Raw genomic sequence first — 14,314 nt, 5'->3', positions numbered from 1 at the left:
GAGTGTATAATTACCGGCACTTTTGTGGTAAGTGATCCGTTTTGGACTCAATGAACAAGGCAGTTATTCTCATTTTTATAGGCGGACTTCTCTCGTTCGCGCCTTTAGCCGAACCGATTCGCCTGCGCCCCGAATCACTCCCTTTTACCCCCAAAGAATACTACATAGCTACCGTGACCGATCAACGGCCAGAGCGTGGGCCAGTCGCTCGATTGGCTTTAGTGCTTAACCAGCCTACTCAGCCCGTTGATCTGCAAGGTGGAGCCGCGGAAAGTGTTCGGGATTTTGTTACCCAGGGTTTAACGCGGAACAAAAAACTTCGCCCTATTGCCATGCGCATCTTACAGCTACGTGTGGTAGAGACAGCTGTTGGAAACCGCGTTTCGGGTCAGTTTGCCTTTTCGGCTGCTTTTGATCTGCTCGGTAAAGATGATAACGGCCAGGAGGTAAGCACCCGGCTAACAACCTATCGGGGTAGCGCTAACTATGTTCGCCCTTTAAACCAGACAGCTGTTATTGAACCAACGATCCGCCAGGCGATAGTTGCCTCATTACGTAGTCTGAATGAGTATATGAATCGGGAAGCCGGTAAAAACGAAAAGCTGGCCAAAAGCCTTACGGTTACCTTTACCGACGATTCCCGCATTACCGATGATGATACTGTTCACTATAACCCTTCTCGCAAGTTAACATGGGCTGACTTTAAGGCAGAACCACGGCGGGGCAGTCATTATGCGGCCGAAGTATTTACCAGCTTTGCTTATGAGGGTAAAAGTTCGGTTAAGAACGGAGTGATCAATGTAAACCTCACGGTCAAAGGCTATATGCTTAAGAATTCGTCCTGGGGGCGGGCTGATGCTAAAAACGACTATGCCTTGAATCACGAACAACGCCATTTTGACATCACTAAAATCATTGTTGAGCGTTTTAAACGGAAGGTACACCCTGACAGCCTGACGCTGGAGGATTACAATAGTATTATCCAATACCAGTTTATTGAATCGTACCGGGAGATGAATCGTATGCAGGAACAGTATGACGCCGAAACGAGCCATAGCATCAATCAGGCGGCTCAGGAACGATGGAACCAGAAGATTGACGCTGAACTGCGTAGCTTTGGTGTAAAAAAGTAGTGTAAGCGAACGGGAATAAGGTTAGTCCTTCACCGAATTTAAGCCGGTGAGTAATTTCAGAACGGCCAATGCTGCCGCCGTTTTGGGCATAACTCTGTATGAGAAAAGTTCGTATTCTGCACATTAGTACGGCTCACCAGCCTCAAGATCCCCGAATTGTGTTTAAGCAGTGCCAGACATTGAGTGCTTCCTACGAAGTGTTTTGTGCTTTACCCCACGCTCAGGCAGCTGTTGCTCCTGATATTCACTTTATCTGGTTACCGTACTTCAGGCATGTTATATGGCGAACGCTGTTTACGTCTCCGTTTGCTCTGCTCCGATGCTTATGGTTACGTCCGAAGATTGTGCATGTTTACGTGCCCGAGTTTATACCATTCGCTTTTGTATTCCAACTGCTGGGCGCTCAGATTATTTATGAGGTGCAAGAGAATCTGTACAAGAAAATGCACCTGAAAGCCATTAACAACGGCTATTTATTGACCAGGGCATTCTACTGGTTCGACCAACTGGCTCGACGGCACTTCTATCTAATTTTTACTGAACATGCTTACCTCGATACGTACAGCGAATTAGCTAAACCGTACGCTGTCATTTACAATTATCCGCTTTTGTCATTCCTGGAGCCGTTTCGGCAACCCTACCAGCCTGACCCCGCGCAACCGTCGTTCTTTTACATTGGCTGGCTAAGTTTCGAGCGAGCCTTTGACACACTCGTAGAGGCCTTCGCGCAGCTCAAAACGATTCACCCTGATTTCGTTGTGCATTTGTTTGGTCGGCGAACGTTCTCTGACGCCAGCCTGAACGCCCTTCCTGCCTACAAAGCAGTAGCGAATAACCTTCGCTTTTATGGTTATATGGATCAACGCATTGCTTTTCCCCATGCAGCGCACGCGACCGCTGGGCTGGCCCTACTTAAACCGATTGGCGATTACCCAGATTCATACACTACTAAACTGTTTGAATATATGGCGCTTGGTTTACCCGTCATTACGTCTGACTTTCCCCTCTACCGCAACGTAGTTGAGCGACATAAATGCGGTTTTTGTGTTTCGGCGTACGATGGCCCTCAAATTGCTACCTTATTAACGTATTTGATTGAACATCCCGATGAAAGCCGGGCGATGGGCCAGCGAGGTCGCAAAGCTGTGGAGCAAGAATATAATTGGGGGACCGAATCAGAAAAACTTTTACACTATTACACGCTCATTTTAAGCAATAGTAATAAGTACATAGAGGACTTTACTATTAACTAATCAATACTTTATATCATTGTTCTAATGTTTAATACCACGCTTTCACGGAAGGGTTTAACTTTCGGCTTAAATTCAGGTTACGCCTGTATTAGCTCCATTATTTTGGCCTGATGTACATACATGCAGTAAGCCATTACCTACCAACGCAGGTAGTTGGCAACGAACATTTCACCCAGCTCAACGGGCTCTCCAGTGACTGGATTATTGAACGCACCGGTATTGTAGAACGACGTAAAGCGGCTCCTGGTGAAAATACCAATACCATGACGCTGGACGTCATTCGCCTACTAGAGCCTAAAGCCGATCTTTCTACCGTTGATCTTATAGTTGGTGCAACTTACACTCCTTATGACACCATTGTTTCGCTGGCCCACGAAGCACAACATAGCTTAGGTATTGCCGATATTCCGGTAGTTTCCATTTCTACGGCCTGTTCATCACTTTTGAATGCGATCGAAGTTGTAGAAGGATATTTTGCCTTAAATAAAGCGACTCGGGCGTTAGTCATCGTTTCAGAGCATAACACCGCTTATAATAACGACCAGGATAAGATTTCGGGGCACTTGTGGGGTGATGGCGCTGCGGCATTGCTTATCACCAAAGAACGGCAAAGCGAAGGTGATTTCGCGATCAAAGCATTACTGACGGGTGGGGCTGCCCATACCAGTAAGGCAACTACGGCCGTGATGATGAAACCAATGGAAGGTGGTGTTACTATGCCTCATGGACGGGATGTGTTCATTAATGCGTGCCAATACATGCCTAAGGCAAGTTTGCAGGTACTCGAACGCTGTGGATTGACGCTGGCCGATGTAGATTATATCTTGCCTCATCAGGCTAATCTGCGCATCTCCCGCAACGTGATGCACACCCTCGATTTACCCGAAGAAAAGTTGATTTCTAACATTCAGTATCTGGGCAACACGGGCTGTGCAGGCTGTGCTATTGCGCTTTCAGAACAGTGGGACATGTTTGAAAAAGGGCAACGTATCGTCGTAACCGTCTTTGGCGGTGGTTACTCATACGGTGCCATGCTGATTGAGGTTTAAAGCTGTAAAGTCATAAAGTTGTAGAGCAGTTAAGAGCTCTACAACTTTATGACTTTACAGCTTCTCTTTATTGCGCTTCAGCACGCCAGGTGTTGTTCTTCTCATTAACATCCGGCAATTTCTCGTCCGGATCAACCACTACCGTTTTTAAAGGCGTGGTTGAGTTATATTTAAACGTCCAGGTACCTCCACGTTGCCATACTTCAACGGGTAAGTTTATTCGACCTTTTTTGCCGTTCGTTTCGGTCACTTCAATTGTTACTGGCATCGCCATTTTTTCGAGGTTCTCAATCGAGATAAGCGATCCTTTGTCGGCAGCTCCATCAACGTATTTTATTTCTTTAACGCCCTGATCCAATTTCCAGGTCTCGTAGAAGAAGCCGCGCCAGAACCAGCCCAGATCCTCACCGGCTCCGTCTTCCATGCTACGGAAAAAATCGTACGGCGTTGGATGCTTGAACGCCCAGCGGTTTACATAGTTCTTAAAGGCAAAGTCGAACCGTTCGGGGCCCAAAACTACGTCACGAAGTATTTTAAGACCCATTCCTGGCTTATAGTAGGCTAAGATACCCAAAGCCCGCGCTTGCTGCACATCCGGAATCGTCATGACCGGTTCGGTAGGATAGAACAAGGCTGGAGCGATGTCGTGCATAGTGCCCCGCTCCCGGTCATACTCACCTTTATTGAAGTTAGCGGTCGACAACGTATTGATGAACGTATTGAATCCTTCGTCCATCCAGGGGAATTTACGCTCGTTGTTACCGACAATCATTGGGAACCAGTTATGACCGAATTCGTGGTCTGTTACTCCCCAAAGCGCATCTTTCTTGTCTTTGTGATCGCAGAAAACGATTCCTGGGTACTCCATACCGCCCACGACACCGGCTACGTTGGTAGCGACTGGATAGCTGAACTCATAGAGATATTTAGAGTAAAACTCAATACAACCCTTGACGTATTCCGTCGACCGACCCCATGAATCGTTTGTAGCACTTTCGGCGGGATATACCGACTGCGCTAAAGCGGGTTTGCCACTCGGTAGGTTCATCTTTGCCGCATCCCACACAAACGCCTTTGACGATGCCCAGGCGACATCGCGGGTGTTCTGGCACCGGAACTTCCAGGTTAGCGTTCCTGACTTTTTCGGGCGCGTGTTGGCGTTCGTCACTTCGTCTTTGCCACGAATTATGACCGTCTGATCACTCTGACGAGCCTGCGCCAATCGCTTAATTTGTTCAGCCGTTAATACGTCGTTCGGATTCAGCAATTCGCCCGAGCCAACTACAATGTGATCCCAGGGGACGGTGACGTTGTATTCATAATCGCCATACTCAAGGTAAAACTCGCCGGCGCCAAGGTATGGCAGTACGTTCCAGCCTTCAATGTCGTCGTAAACGCACATGCGTGGATACCACTGCGCAATTTCATAGATGATACCGTCTTTCCGCTTCAACTGCCCCATACGGTCGGAGCCGTATTCAGGAATTTTGAACGAATAAGCCACCTTAATCTTTACATCACCAGCCGGCTTCACGGCTTCAGCTAAGCGAACCTGCATCCGGGTATCAGTAACAGTATAAGGCGCTGCAGCAAACTTCGCCTTACCCTGCTCAACTGTTACGCTTGTAATTGTCAGACCACCGGCGAAGCCTAAATTACCAAACCGACCACCCGTTGTTGGCGTTGTTTTGGCAGCCCGCGACGTATCACTGAATGCGTTCTGGTCTAGCTGCAACCACAAGAAAGGCAGCGTTTCGGGCGAGTTGTTTTTGTAAGAAATCGTTACCTCGCCAGTGATGGTATTTTGCTGATCGTCGAGCGTGACATTGATTTGATAGTCGGCCCGGTTCTGCCAGTAACGTGGCCCGGGAGCGCCACTGCCGGTGCGATAATCGTTTCCCGGCTGCATGTTAAACAGCGGGTGAAATAGGGCCAACGGATCGTATTTTGATGAAGATGACGTAGACGTGGGTCCTGTTTGGGCGAATGATGCCAAGCTTAAAGACCAAAGCCCCGCCCAGAGAGCGATTCTTTTCATGTAATTTTAAAGACAGATTATTATACAAATAACGCGATAAAGTCCTGAAACTTGATAGCGCCTATAAAGACAGCCGTAGATCAACGCCATGGTGAATTAGGAGGAAGACAAAGAGTCCAATCCAGAGAATGTCAACAAAATGCCAGTACAGCGTAATGAGTTTAAGCTTCAACCGATTAGGCGGGTTGACACTATAGACGAATGAGTCTATATAGGGCCGACGGCGCATGGCCTCGGCCAGGGCAATGACTATAAAAATCAGCCCAATCAGGATGTGCAGCAAATGGACGCCTGATATAATATAGATAAATCCACCTGCGGGGTTTCCCTCCAGGCCAACGCCCGCCCGAATTAATTGCCGCCATCCCCATCCTTGTAGCAAGATAAACAGCGTACCGAGCACTAAGGTAGTGGCCATATTGCTGCGGTAGCTTCCAAAACGTTCGTGTTTGAACGCCAGATTAGCGTTATGAAGGGTTAAACTACTTAAAATGATGGCGACGGTACTGACTAAAAATACATTCGGTAGTTTTACATCCGCCCAGCCAGGTCCCGTTCGCCGGACAACGTAAGCAGCCAGTAAAATCGTGAATAGCATTACGCTGCTCGCAATGCCCAACCAGACCATAAAGCGGAACGGTTCACGCCGTTTCGTCACAAAATTACTCATGAAGCAAGTAGGCAGTTCGTAATAGTAAGCAGTACAGGAAGTGACGGTCTCATCTGCGTACCGTAAACTGCCCACTACAATTTACTTTGCCAAACGCTGTAATACTTAAATTGGTTTGGAACAATAACTGGTGCGTTAAAAATGCCGTACAGTGTTGACCCAGAACCACTCATGCTGGCATAAACAGCATCAGCATCGTAGAGTTGCTGCTTAATTTCTGCTAATAGCGGATAGGTAGGAAACAGACTATCCTCGAAGTCGTTATGGATGGTTGTCCGCCAGGTTTCGATAGGCGCTAGTAGTTGCTCTCGTAGCGCTATTTCAGGTTGACGAGGTTTAATAGCAGCATAGGCTTCAGCCGTAGAGATGGCAAAGTTAGGATACACTAACAAGACATAATACCCGCTTAAATCAACAGCAATCTTTTCAAAAACGTCGCCTTTTTCGAGGCAGTACATTGGCTCATTGCGAATAAAGAAAGCGCAGTCGCTCCCTAATTTACGGGCATAGTCTTCTAATTGCGTTACGTCAATGCCTAGCTCAAATCGTTCGTTCAGTAGTTTGAGCGCAAAAGCAGCATCGGCAGAGCCTCCACCCAGGCCGGCCCCAATAGGTATTATTTTGTGCAGATGCATCTGCACGGGTGGCAGATCGTAATCGGCTTTCAACAAGTTGTAGGCTTTTACGCACAAGTTCTTATCTAGGTCGCCAGGGATGGGCAGGCCAGCGCTTGTAAAGCTGAACGTATCTGCCGGAATTACTTCCAGCGCATCGCTCCAGCCGACAGGGTAGAAACACGATTGTAGATTATGAAAGCCGTCGGCGCGTTTTTCGGTGATGCGCAGGCCAAGGTTGATTTTAGCGTTTGGAAAGACAAGCATTACGTCAGATATGGAATCAACGCAAAAGTAAGGCTTCTCCCCGCTTGTTACGCCATGCGTTCTTAACGCGCTTACTTACCTACTTTATCTCCACTACTTTAAATTCTGTCCGGCGATTGCGCTGGTGCTCGGCATCAGTACAGATAACGCCATCCGTACAGTTATTTACCAACTGAGATTCACCCATACCAATGGCCACCATACGTCGGCGACTAATGCCTTTAGAGACCAGGTAATCAGCCACGGCTTTGGCTCGTTTAGTTGACAAGGCTTTATTATGCGCAGCTTCGCCCCTGCTGTCGGTATGTGACCGGATTTCGATAATTAGCGTTGGGTATTTACGCATTGTGGCCACAATCTTTTCCAGTTCACGGGCGGCATCGGGCCGCAGGCTGAAGCGGTCAAGATCATAGTAGATATTATCAATTGTTACTACATCGCCCACGCTCAGCATGCGCAGATCTGCCTCTAATTCTTTGGGCTTCGCCTTTTTAGGTAAACGCTTAATCTTATTCGTGTTTGTGCCGAACGAAGCTTTTGAAGCAATCAACGTATAATCACACCCTTCAATTAAATCAAAGGTGTAGCGCCCATCAGCGCGGGTCACGTACTCACGCTGGGTCCGATCACATTCGTTTCGTAATCGCACAATGACGCCTTCAATCGGCCGACGGTCACGCTCGCTCACAACGATACCCCGAATTCGAGACCTGACAAGCTTTTCTCCCGAAGCAGAGTTTCTTGAATCCGCAATCGTATCCATTACAATTGTTGGCTTAATCAAACCAATCTCTAACCGGCTGGGCTGGTCATCCGTAAGATAACGGGTTGTAAAACCAACTGTACTACTGATATAGCCGTCACGACTGGCCTGAAACATGAAATCGTTGTCGCCTTCCAGGCACAGTTGGGCAAAGCCATTACGGTCAGTAGTTAAGGTTTGGTTAGCGCGCCCTTCGCCCCGCGCTTTCACCACCACACTGACGCTATCCAACGGCTGGTCGGATTCAGTATCGTACAGCCGGATTGTCAGGTCCCGACACCCGTAGAGTGAGCTTTCCCGAACAAAACGATAAATATCATCATTGCCATCGCGTCGGTTGCTGCTGAAATAGCCGCCACGCCGATTGGCATCCGTAATCAAACTAAAATCATCCTGAGGAGAGTTGATCGGCGCATCAAGATGGTCGATTGATTGGACTGTAACGCCATTCGTCACCGTGGCCACGAAAACGTCCAGTCCGCCAAAACCCTTTCGCCCATCGGTCGAGAAGTACAGATTGTTTGCTTCGTCTACAAACGGAAACAGTTCGTTACCCTTGGTATTTATCTCCTCTCCGAGGTTAATCGGGCGGCCCCACTGGCCATTCTGATAGCGGCTGACGTAGAGGTCGGTACCGCCATAGCCGCCGGGCATGTCCGACGCGAAGTAAAGCAGCTGCTCATCCCGGCTCAACGATGGGTGCCCAACCGAATAGTCGTCACTGTTAAATGGCAGTTCCTGAACATCTATCCAAGTACCATTTTGCTGACGGGCGGTGTAGAGTTTCAGCTTTGTTACCCCTTCGGCACTCTTACCCGAGCGCCCATTGTTGTAGTTATTTCGGGTGAAGATAATCCGCGATCCATCCCGTGAGAACGTAGCTGGTCCCTCGTGGTATTTAGAGTTGAGCGTGCGGCTAAAGCGCTGGGCATCGCCCGTTGCTTTGGTATCATACCCAAGTCCGTCCGTAATATTGATGCTTTCAGCAAAGTCAGGAACCGTTGGTGAGTCGTTGGCGGTCGGACGCGTGTACTCGTCATTACCGACACGGCGGTCGGTCTTGGTACGTTCGCTCGACACTTTCCCTACGCTTCCATCAGGATTAATTACGCTTTCGATCTTTAAGCTGTTTCGGTTAGGTACGTAAAACAGATCCAGATAGCCGCCCCCCCCGCCCTTGCCACTGGTTTCGGTAGAAGCATTTCCTTTTTTGCCAGCCACGTAAACCAGACCCTCCTGATAAAAGGCTGGGCTAAACTCTTCTCCAGGCGAGTTCAAATCAAGAAACTCCAACCGATAACGCGTCGGTTGTTTCTTTCCATTCACCAAAGCATCGGGGCCGGTACCGGTAGGGCCAGCCGCTGGTTGACGAGTAGGCGTTTTATCTTTTAGCTGTAAGTATCGTTCGTATTGTTGCTGAGCCTCCTGAAACTTACCGTTGGTAGCTAACACCTTAGCGTACTGCAAGATATTCTGCGGATTTTCGTCAGCACCTGCGTTTAATGCATCCCGATAATAACGTTCAGCTTTGGGGCCATCGCCAACCTGTAGGTAAGCATAGGCCAATCGGCTCTGCGCTGTAACCTTCTGAGCGGCCGAAAGTTGTTCGCTTTGCTCGGACAGTAACTGAGTATAAGCTTCAATTGCCCGCCCATATGCTTTGTAGTTGAGCAGGCGATCGGCCTGCTGCAATAGAGAATCCGTCTGCGCCCAAACTGTCGAGCAGCTTAGCCACAGTAATCCCCCCAAAAAACGCGTTACCCACTTCTTACTCATTGGTATCTTGCTTACATACCCGATAGACGAGACGATTGTCTTACGCCCATTCGGCAAACGAATTTGCTATTAAATCATTGCGAGACGCTCAGCGTGCCAATGTCAGAAACCGCACAAACTCGCGACCATCACTGAGCCGTATCTGGTAATAATACGTGCCATCAGGCAAGCCTTGTTTTGCATCCGTAGCTTTCATTCCCTGATTCGACGTGCCATCCCAATCGTTTTTGTACTCATTATTCCGGTAGACTAAATGTCCCCAACGATTGTATACTTCTAATTGAACGGTGATGTTGGCCGGTAATTGCTGAATTATAAATCGATCATTAACGCCATCATTATTGGGCGAAAACCCTTCCGGAATAAACACGGTTTCGGCAGTTTCTGGGCGCAAGGAATGAAGCGTTACTAAGGTCGGTTCTTCGTTATCAGCCGGGTCACCGTTCTGATCCGGATCAGCGTCGATACCGTTCGTAGATCGGTCGCGACACAGGCTTCCATTCACGTCTATAGCTTGGGCCTGGGCTTTGTTGCTAAAGGTTAATGTGTTAGCCTGGCTTACGTCCAGACGAACAGTTAACCAAACCTGGCTCCGTCCGCCGACCGTTAGATTTCCAGTAAGCAGTAACGTAGTATCAGCTCCCCGGCCGGTATAGGCTGGGTTGATCGTCAGGTTACTATCGGCCCGACACGTAACGTTCCGAACCTGTGCTCCAGCGATTGAAAAAGCAGCACCTAAATTATCGGACAATTGAACACTTGTTAGCGCATGTTTGCCCAGATTAACAACTCCCAATTGATACGTTAGTTCGACGAGCTTGTTGTTTCCCTCAGACACCCAAACCGGCTCGTTCACCTTTTTACTTAATCCGATAACCTCACGCGATAAGACCGGAGCCTGTACAACCAGTTGAGAAGATGCTCCGATACAGGGACCGTTACCATCCGGGTCAGGGGTTGTGAGCGTGAATACAGCTTCTCCCCGTTGCCGATCCGTTTCCGAAAGCATATAACGGGCCTTCAAGCCGGTATCCGTAAATAGTCCTCTGCCGCTACTCTGCCAATCCGCTTGCGTAGCCGAGCCACCCAACTGCCCTTTTAAGCGTACGATCCCCTTTGACCAATCAAGTGAGTCGAGCCGCACAGCAACGGTCGCCGGGTTACTCAGGCAAGGGGCAATCGCATTGGGGCACGAATTGATCGTGACGGTTATCGCGACAGGATTAGTATAACACCCCTTATCGTCACGTCCAAACACATAGTACGTTCCGGCCAGTACTGCGCCCGGCGACTGAACCTGTGGTGAATCGAGCGATGGTCCCGCTCGGAATGTATAATGAGCATTCAGCGTACCGTTAGAATTGCTTGTAACAGCTTTCGATAAATCACCTGTCTGGAAAGGGCAGCCGTTTGTCACCGTCGTCAATACGTTCGGTGTTTGTCCCAACGAACGAACCACTACTGATGCTGCGTCAGAGCTATCACTTTGGCAGGAACCAATTTGGCATACCGCCTTATAGGTTACCGTTTGAGTGGGCGTTACAGACCGCGTCGAACCTTCAGTGCCATCAGACCAGCGAACCGTACCGATACAGGACGATGCAGTGAGTTGAAGCGTTTGACCAGCGCAAATCTCATGTTTGCTCACTGTAACGATCGGCTTGGTTGGCAGTACCGCTTGTACTGCAATGGCTATCGACGGGTTACTAATACAATTATTTTGTTCGCAAGTTGCCTGAAAAGTGGTTGTTGCCTCAAGTTTTCCCGTCCAGTTTGCTCCTACTATTTCATTAACTCCAGCCGAATTTGTCCAGCGAACTGTACCGGCACAATTGGCTGCGGTTAACGTGACAGCTTCGTTAGGGCAGCTTAATTTAGCTGACGCCGTTACGACAGGCGCATTGGGTGTATTCACTGTTACTTTCCAGACGTCGGCAAAACAGCTGATGCAACCGGGTTGTGCCCGGCAAATAGCGGTATACTTCGTTGTCTGTTGGGGATGAACTGTAATGGTGCTACCCACCTCACCATTCGACCAGACCACCGTACCTGTGCAGCCCGTAGCTGTTAAAACAACGGCTTCATTTCGACAAATGGCCTTTGCAGAACCATTGATGATAGGTGGGGCGGGACTTTGGCACGTATCAGCAACTGGCCGTACACCAGCCATGAGCGGTGACGTAGCCAAAAGCCACACCAACACATACCCGTAGTTACCGATAAATTTATTGAGTAGCTGTTTTCTCATACGCTGATCCCCTTACTGCTTATCAAGACGAAATTCATGCCAAGCGGCTTTTTTCGCCTATTCTACTCTTTAGCACTATGCGATCGGTATCATTCTCTTTACGATGTAGCCTGTTTATATAGTAAAAGGTCACTTCACCTTTTATTACCAAACAGGTGCCTAATTCCTCACAAACTATGCCAAGCTTACGTACTTTACAGGGTAAAGACAGCCTAGTCTATAAATGATTATTTCTTAATTTAAGAATGAAGCTTAATTCTCGTTAAACTGATTCGCGATTGAGGCTAAAAACCTGGCTTACGCTGGCGGGAAGCTCTCGCCGGTCGTGCGTAATGAACAGTATCGTTTTGTTGCTTAAGTTGTCAATGTATTGCCGGGCCAGCTCAATATGGCGCGCGTCTAATGCCTGAAAAGGTTCATCCAGCAATAACACTGGAGAGTTTTTCAGCAAAGCACGAATCAGCAATACGAGTCGCTGCTCGCCAGTAGACAATGACCCAAACGAACGATCTGCGAGGTTACGAATCTCGAAATAGGTTAATAGCTGATTTAAGTCCGCTTCAGTGTTGGCCGGGACACGAGCCGGCACCGTTAACGTATCGGTGAGGGCAGTTAGCGCCACTTGCCGAACTGATAAGTGCTGGGGAAAATACAAGTGCAATTCGGGCGAAACAAACCCAATTCGTCGCTTTACATCCCATATACTTTCACCTGCTTTACCACGTCGGTGCCCAAAAACGCTGACATCGTTCGCGTATGCTTGTGGATGATCTCCATAGAGCAAACTTAGGAGCACCGATTTTCCGGCCCCGTTGGGCCCTACTAACGCCCAGCGCTCACCAGCCCGGACGGTCCAGTTAACTGCCTTAAGAATTGTTATTTCGTTGTAACGTACCGTAACAGCTTGTAATCTAAACACTTCCCTAAAGTCAGCAGAGCCGGCTGGCGTCTCTAAAACAGGAAATGCAGGAATTAGGACTGGTTCACTTTTAGGTTTGTAGCAGTCTCTGGGGCCAGCCCAATCAACGCGCCCCTCATGGAGCGCAATTACGTGGCTTACGAACGACGGAACAGTATCAGCATCGGTAACAAGCATCAGTCCCATTCCGTGCTGGATTAATTCGCCAAGCCAGTCGTTCAACTCAAGCCGCGATGCAGTATCTAAGCCGACGTACGGATTGTCAAGCAACAGCACAGTAGGATGGCGAAGTAGCGCTTTGACAATACGCGCTTTTCGAGCTTGCCCGTTTGACAGTTTCAAGAAAGACCGATCCAGTAGCGGGTCTAATCCTAATCGCTCAATCAGTGCTTTACTTTCAGACGTATCGGTCAGTTGTACGAAGTCTCGCAAAGTGGGAATGTGCTTTCCATCCCGGTCGTCACCCATCGTAGCCTGGTAACGTTGCTGATAGAAAAGGCCACTGTATGTAAATTGTTGTGATTCTTCCTTAAAAGAAACAAACTCGACAGTTGCGTGGCGCGATAGCAGGCCTGGCTTTGTAGGAAACTGGCCTGCCATCGTCCGTAAAAAAGTGGTTTTGCCACTGCCCATCGGTCCAACTACCGCCCAGCATTCGCCAGGGTTGAGTTGAAACCTAATATCAGTTAATAGCGTCGCACCACTTCGCTGAAGAGTCAACTTGTTGAGGGCAATCAAAGCATTTTGTTCGGGCATAAAAAAGCCGGGAAGATACCTTCACAAAGGTATCTTCCCGGCTCATTTTAGCACTTACCTACTCTCTATTTTCTTGGAGTCGTTGTTGTTGTTGAACTAGAAGACGACGATTTACTTTTCGTGCCGCGGCTGCTGTTTCCAGTCGAACCACTGTTCATGCGGTCAGTTGTGCCCGTAGAACTTGGCGATGTCGTCGTTGATGAACCACTGTTCATTGAACCAGTACCGGTTGAATATGTACCTGAATTAGTGGTAGAGCCCGTACCGGTCGCTGATCCGGTCGTACCCACTGTCGAGCCTGTGCCAGTTGTTGTTCCGGTAGTTCCTGTCTGTGGCTGAGTCTGATACGTACCTGACCCGGTTGTAGTACCTGTACCCATTGTCGAGCCAGTGCCAGTTGTAGTACCCGTGCCCATTGTTGAACCGGTACCGGTTGTGCCTACACCAGAATTAGTGGTTGGTGGCTGAGTTTGATACGTACCTGAACTCGTACCTGTATTAGAACCATTCGAATAGGTGCCTGATCCGGTTGTTGTACCGGTACCAGTACCAGTAGTACCTGCTGAGCCTGAACCCGTCGTCGAATTGGTCGTTTGTGCATTCGCATTAAGGGCCATGCCGGCTGCCAGCATGCATCCCAATACCATTACTTTTTTCATAGTTGAGTTTTATTCGTTTATCAAATTACTTTGACATTCAGGTATATAACACTACTCCCATAGAGTTGTTTGATTTATCTTGTAAATAATTAGAAAAATATGATTTATCCTGTTCAATGGTCCACAAAAAAAGCGGCAGACGTAAGACGCCTGCCGCTTTCCAAAATAC

10 protein-coding genes are annotated in these 14,314 nt (G+C 48.5%); 3 read left to right on the top strand and 7 right to left on the bottom strand.

Annotated elements, in window-relative coordinates; all coding sequences use genetic code 11:
• Positions 1-50 precede the first annotated feature (50 nt).
• The 3 genes from ACFSUS_RS11485 (at position 51) to ACFSUS_RS11475 (ending at position 3,435) form a co-directional block, all read left to right on the top strand.
• Positions 51-1,133, top strand: coding sequence for a hypothetical protein (locus ACFSUS_RS11485; protein WP_381522628.1), 1,083 nt, complete (start codon positions 51-53; stop codon positions 1,131-1,133).
• Between the two features lie 98 nt (positions 1,134-1,231).
• Positions 1,232-2,386 (top strand): glycosyltransferase, encoded by a 1,155-nt coding sequence (locus ACFSUS_RS11480; protein ID WP_381522627.1) that lies wholly within the window; start codon positions 1,232-1,234, stop codon positions 2,384-2,386.
• Positions 2,387-2,496: 110 nt separating this feature from the next.
• On the top strand, positions 2,497-3,435 hold the full coding sequence (locus ACFSUS_RS11475; RefSeq protein WP_381522625.1) for a 3-oxoacyl-ACP synthase III family protein: 939 nt from the start codon (positions 2,497-2,499) through the stop codon (positions 3,433-3,435).
• A 67-nt stretch (positions 3,436-3,502) separates the two neighbouring features.
• On the opposite strand, the gene ACFSUS_RS11470 is transcribed toward ACFSUS_RS11475, so the two are convergent.
• From ACFSUS_RS11470 to ACFSUS_RS11440, 7 genes are all read right to left on the bottom strand, one after another.
• Complete coding sequence (locus ACFSUS_RS11470) at positions 3,503-5,473, bottom strand: M1 family metallopeptidase (protein ID WP_381522624.1); 1,971 nt, start codon at positions 5,471-5,473, stop codon at positions 3,503-3,505.
• 61 nt (positions 5,474-5,534) lie between these two features.
• Positions 5,535-6,143, bottom strand: a complete 609-nt coding sequence (locus ACFSUS_RS11465) for a cytochrome c oxidase subunit 3 (RefSeq protein ID WP_381522622.1) — start codon at positions 6,141-6,143, stop codon at positions 5,535-5,537.
• A gap of 74 nt (positions 6,144-6,217) precedes the next feature.
• Complete coding sequence (ispE, locus tag ACFSUS_RS11460; protein WP_381522620.1) at positions 6,218-7,024, bottom strand: 4-(cytidine 5'-diphospho)-2-C-methyl-D-erythritol kinase; 807 nt, start codon at positions 7,022-7,024, stop codon at positions 6,218-6,220.
• Positions 7,025-7,103: 79 nt separating this feature from the next.
• Positions 7,104-9,563 carry an OmpA family protein gene (locus tag ACFSUS_RS11455; RefSeq protein WP_381522619.1) on the bottom strand — a complete coding sequence of 820 codons (2,460 nt, stop codon included), beginning with the start codon at positions 9,561-9,563 and terminating at the stop codon, positions 7,104-7,106.
• Positions 9,564-9,651: 88 nt separating this feature from the next.
• On the bottom strand, positions 9,652-11,811 hold the full coding sequence (locus ACFSUS_RS11450; RefSeq protein ID WP_381522617.1) for a gliding motility-associated C-terminal domain-containing protein: 2,160 nt from the start codon (positions 11,809-11,811) through the stop codon (positions 9,652-9,654).
• Between the two features lie 262 nt (positions 11,812-12,073).
• Positions 12,074-13,486, bottom strand: a complete 1,413-nt coding sequence (locus tag ACFSUS_RS11445) for an ATP-binding cassette domain-containing protein (protein WP_381522615.1) — start codon at positions 13,484-13,486, stop codon at positions 12,074-12,076.
• A 65-nt stretch (positions 13,487-13,551) separates the two neighbouring features.
• Positions 13,552-14,145 (bottom strand): hypothetical protein, encoded by a 594-nt coding sequence (locus ACFSUS_RS11440; RefSeq protein ID WP_381522613.1) that lies wholly within the window; start codon positions 14,143-14,145, stop codon positions 13,552-13,554.
• Positions 14,146-14,314 lie beyond the last annotated feature (169 nt).

It is taken from the genome of Spirosoma soli, from assembly GCF_042684525.1.
Taxonomy (GTDB): Bacteria; Bacteroidota; Bacteroidia; order Cytophagales; family Spirosomataceae; genus Spirosoma; species Spirosoma soli.
The sequence above is the reverse complement of the archived record's forward strand: the minus strand, read 5'-3'. Positions and strand labels throughout refer to the sequence as shown.

What these genes read in the sequence shown, in the direction of transcription:
- ACFSUS_RS11445 (WP_381522615.1), bottom strand. Translation starts at nt 13,486, where the DNA reads ATGCCCGAACAAAATGCTTTGATTGCCCTCAACAAGTTGACTCTTCAG.
- ACFSUS_RS11475 (WP_381522625.1), top strand. Translation starts at nt 2,497, where the DNA reads ATGTACATACATGCAGTAAGCCATTACCTACCAACGCAGGTAGTTGGC.
- ACFSUS_RS11450 (WP_381522617.1), bottom strand. Translation starts at nt 11,811, where the DNA reads ATGAGAAAACAGCTACTCAATAAATTTATCGGTAACTACGGGTATGTG.
- ACFSUS_RS11440 (WP_381522613.1), bottom strand. Translation starts at nt 14,145, where the DNA reads ATGAAAAAAGTAATGGTATTGGGATGCATGCTGGCAGCCGGCATGGCC.
- ACFSUS_RS11485 (WP_381522628.1), top strand. Translation starts at nt 51, where the DNA reads ATGAACAAGGCAGTTATTCTCATTTTTATAGGCGGACTTCTCTCGTTC.
- ispE (WP_381522620.1), bottom strand. Translation starts at nt 7,024, where the DNA reads ATGCTTGTCTTTCCAAACGCTAAAATCAACCTTGGCCTGCGCATCACC.
- ACFSUS_RS11470 (WP_381522624.1), bottom strand. Translation starts at nt 5,473, where the DNA reads ATGAAAAGAATCGCTCTCTGGGCGGGGCTTTGGTCTTTAAGCTTGGCA.
- ACFSUS_RS11455 (WP_381522619.1), bottom strand. Translation starts at nt 9,563, where the DNA reads ATGAGTAAGAAGTGGGTAACGCGTTTTTTGGGGGGATTACTGTGGCTA.
- ACFSUS_RS11480 (WP_381522627.1), top strand. Translation starts at nt 1,232, where the DNA reads ATGAGAAAAGTTCGTATTCTGCACATTAGTACGGCTCACCAGCCTCAA.
- ACFSUS_RS11465 (WP_381522622.1), bottom strand. Translation starts at nt 6,143, where the DNA reads ATGAGTAATTTTGTGACGAAACGGCGTGAACCGTTCCGCTTTATGGTC.